Here is a 3,559-nt window from a genome sequence, read left to right on the forward strand (position 1 = left end):
GGGAGAGCTCGGTCCCGCCGCGGCGCGCCCGTCGTTCGGACACACGGCGACTGTGCGCACGGCGACTGGGCATGCGGCGGCGGGACCTCCTCCGTGGTGTCCCCGGCCTCAGGCCTTACCGGCGACGACGTCGTTCTCTGCCCCATCGTAGAAGGGGACGTATCCGTTGTCGGACGACAGGACGTAGAGCGGGTCGTCGAACCGGGAGGTGTCGAACGCCTGCTCGCGCAGCTCGGTCTTGCGGCTCTTGTAAGTGGACGTCACCTCGAGCTCCTTGGAGAGCCGGATGAACAGCGGAACCGCGTACGACGGCAACGACCTGCGCAGGTGCTCGGCGAGCGCGGCGCCGTCGAAGTCGGACTTGTCGTGCAGCCGGACGGCGGCCATGCCCGCCTTCCCGTCGGCACCCGGCACCGGCACGCCGTAGACCACGGCCTGGTCGACCTCGTGGCGGGCGCTGACGGCCGCCTCCACCTCGGTGGTCGCCACGTTCTCGCCCTTCCACCGGAAGGTGTCGCCCAGCCGGTCGACGAACGAGGCGTGCTTGAGGCCCTGGTCCAGCATCAGGTCGCCCGAGACGAACCAGGCGTCGCCGTCGGTGAAGGCGTCGCGGATGACCTTCTTCTCCGTGGCCTCCTTGTCCGTGTAGCCGTCGAAGGGCTGCGTGTCGGAGATGCCGCTGATCAGCAGGCCTGTCCCGCCCTTGCCCACCTTGGTGAGCCGGCCGTCCGCGCCGCGGCGGGGCTCCCCGGTGTCCGGGTCGTAGTCCACGATCGCGAAGTCCATCGGGCAGTAGCCGGTGGTCTTGGGGATGTTGAAGGCGTTGACGAACGCGATGTTGCACTCGCTGGCCGCGTAGAACTCACAGATCCGGTCGACGCCGAACCGCTGTTGGAACTCGTCCCAGATCTCGGGGCGCAACCCGTTGCCCGTCATCACCCGGATGGAATGGTCCCGGTCGCCCGGACCGGGTTCCTGGTTGAGCAGGTAGCGGCAGATCTCGCCGATGTAGATGGCGGCGGTGGCCCCGGCCGCGCGGGCCTGGTCCCAGAACTTCGACGCGGAGAAGTGCTCCTCGACGGCCAGGCACGCGCCGGCGGCGAGCACGCAGCCCAGGCCGACCGTGAGCGCGTTGTTGTGGTACATCGGCAGCGGACACAGCAGGACGTCGTCCTTCTTGAGCCGCACACCCGACAGGCCGAAACCGGCGAGCGCGCGGTTCCAGCGGTAGTGGGACATGGTCGAGGCCTTGGGCAGGCCCGTGGTGCCCGAGGTGAACACGTAGTACGCGGTCTCGTTCCCGAGCGTCTCGTCCGCCTCGGGCGGGTTGGTGGCTCCGGCGTCCGCGCCCAGCTTCTCCAGCTCGTCCTCGAGCCAGGTCAGATCGGAGAGCTCGTCCGGGCGGCGGCCGGCCGTGAAATCGCGGAACGGGAGGTCGACCTCGGATCCCACGGCGATCAGCTCACCGATCCACTTCTCGCGGGGGATGGACCCGGCGGCCTCGGCGCACTCCGCCCCGATGAGGACGACCTTCGACTCGATGATCTTCTGCGAGTGCTCGAGGACCTCCCCGCGCTGATGGTGGTTGAGCAGGCCCACCGAGGCGCCCACCTTGACCGCGCCCAGGATGGCGAGCATGACCTCGGGCCGGTTGACCATGCAGATGCCGACGGTGTCGCCCCGCTCGACCCCACGGGCCTTGAGCACCTCGGCGACGAGGTTGGCGCGCCGGTTCGCCTCCCCGTAGGTGATCTCGGATCCCAGGAAGCGCAGGAACGGGGCGTCCGGCTGGCCGGCCGCCAGTTCCTGGAACCTCTTGCCGATGGAGATCTTATCGGTCCCGCGGGAGGTGCGGACGATCCGGAGACCACGCAGGACGGTGGGCAGATCGGAGACGAGAGAGGGCAGGCCTCCCGCCAGGTCGAACGGGCTGAGGGTCCTGGCACCCTGGGACGTGCGGCGGGTGGTGTCTTCGGTCGTGTCGGTCACGGGTTCTCCTCTTTCGGGGTGGTGAGTGACTTGGCGGGATCTCCGGCGAGGCCGCGCCACGCGAGTTCGACGACCACTCCTGCGGCCACCGATTTGGGTATGGACCGGTGTGCGACGCGGTCGGCGACCGCCTCCCCGGCCCCGACGAGCGCGGTGGCGACCACCTCGAGCACCTCGCGGCTGCGCCCGTCCACCGAGTTCTGCGCCAGCAGATCGGTGGTCAGGTCCACCAGGACGGAGCGGGTCTTCTCGACCTCGTCGCCGAAGGCGGGTTCGGCCACGGCCTGGCGGTACACGACGTTCCACGAGTCGGCGTGGTCGTCCACGTAGTCGAGGAACGCCTCCACGACGCTCTCCAGACTGTGACGCGCACCGGTCCCACTGGTCGCCGCGGAGGTGAGGTGGTCGATGAGTCGCCCGGACTCACGGGTCACGCACGCGGAGAACAGTTCCTCCTTCGAGCCGTAGTAGAGATACAGCATCGGCTTGGAGATCCTGGCGTCCTTGGCGATGGTGTCCATCGACGCCGATCGGTAGCCGAGGTCGGAGAACACGCGGATGGCCGAGTCGAGCATCTGCTGTTCGCGGATCGCGCGTGGGATCCGTTTGGTCCCCGTCGTCACAGGACTCCTTCCGGCGGGACGTGGTGTCGTGTCCCACACCAACTTACCGGCCAGTAAGTAGTTGTGGGCGACACTACGCACGATCCACCGGGTACCGGGTGATACTCTTTCGGCGACGGCGTGCCCCGGGGCACCGCCGGGACACCCCATTCTCGTGACCCGCAGGGAGAACTCGATGAGCTTCGGTACCGGAGCGCTCGCCAGCGCAGTCGGCGGAATCGTCCTCGGCGGCATCGTCGCCTTCGGAGCCAGCTCCGCGATGGCCGAGAACTCCATCCCGGAGGTCGCGCAGCCGCCCGCCGACCAGGCCCTCCTCGGCCAGGTCGAGTACGGCGCCCGCTAGTCCCTCCCCCGCGCCGGCCGAGGTGACCCGCGGGATCCGTCTCGGTGCAGGCGCGCGTGACGCGGTCGTCGCGTTCCTCGGTTTCCTCCTCCTCGCCTGCCTGCAGTCCCCGGGTCTGGTCGTCCCGGACACCAAGTACGACCTCGTCGTCGATCCCGGACGCTTTCTCTCGCAGGCCACCCACCTGTGGACCGGACTGTCGTTCGGCGGCCAGGTCCAGAACCAGGCGTACGGGTACCTCTTCCCCCAGGGGCCGTTCTTCGCGCTGTTCGACCTGGTGGGGATGCCCGCCTGGCTGACCCAACGTCTGTGGTGGGCGGTTCTGCTGACGCTCGCCTACGTCGGGGTGGTCCGGGTCGCGGCCGCCCTGCGGATCGGCACCCCCCAGACCAGGGCCGTGGCCGGGATCCTCTACGCGCTCGCCCCCCGGATGCTCGGCGACCTCGGGTCGATCTCCTCCGAGATCTGGCCGGTCGCGCTGGCGCCGTGGGTGCTGCTCCCGGTGGTGCGGGTGTTGCAGGGGCGGATGTCCCCGCGCCGGGGTGGGGCGGGTGCCGCGCTGGCCCTGGCGTTGATGGGCGCGGTCAACGCGGTCGCCACCGCC

4 protein-coding genes are annotated in these 3,559 nt (G+C 69.5%); 2 read left to right on the forward strand and 2 right to left on the reverse strand.

The window, feature by feature from the left end:
• Positions 1-108: 108 nt before the first annotated feature.
• Together G6021_RS05330 and G6021_RS05335 are read right to left on the reverse strand one after the other, a co-directional pair.
• Entirely contained in the window at positions 109-1,989 is a 1,881-nt protein-coding gene (locus G6021_RS05330; RefSeq protein ID WP_182640797.1) for a long-chain-acyl-CoA synthetase, read from the reverse strand.
• Positions 1,986-2,612, reverse strand: coding sequence for a TetR/AcrR family transcriptional regulator (locus G6021_RS05335; RefSeq protein WP_179523607.1), 627 nt, complete (start codon positions 2,610-2,612; stop codon positions 1,986-1,988). Before G6021_RS05335 ends, G6021_RS05330 begins: the two co-directional genes overlap by 4 nt.
• 154 nt (positions 2,613-2,766) lie before the next feature.
• Here G6021_RS05335 and G6021_RS05340 point away from each other — a divergent pair, with 154 nt between their 5' ends.
• Together G6021_RS05340 and G6021_RS05345 are read left to right on the forward strand one after the other, a co-directional pair.
• Entirely contained in the window at positions 2,767-2,955 is a 189-nt protein-coding gene (locus tag G6021_RS05340) for a DUF2613 domain-containing protein (protein ID WP_304816525.1), read from the forward strand.
• Between the two features lie 22 nt (positions 2,956-2,977).
• Positions 2,978-3,559 (forward strand): alpha-(1->3)-arabinofuranosyltransferase family protein (locus tag G6021_RS05345; RefSeq protein ID WP_182640798.1); only part of this gene is annotated, 582 nt, incomplete at its 3' end.

Origin of the sequence: Dietzia sp. CW19 (assembly GCF_014145265.1) — a bacterium.
In the GTDB taxonomy this organism is placed as follows: domain Bacteria; phylum Actinomycetota; class Actinomycetes; order Mycobacteriales; family Mycobacteriaceae; genus Dietzia; species Dietzia natronolimnaea.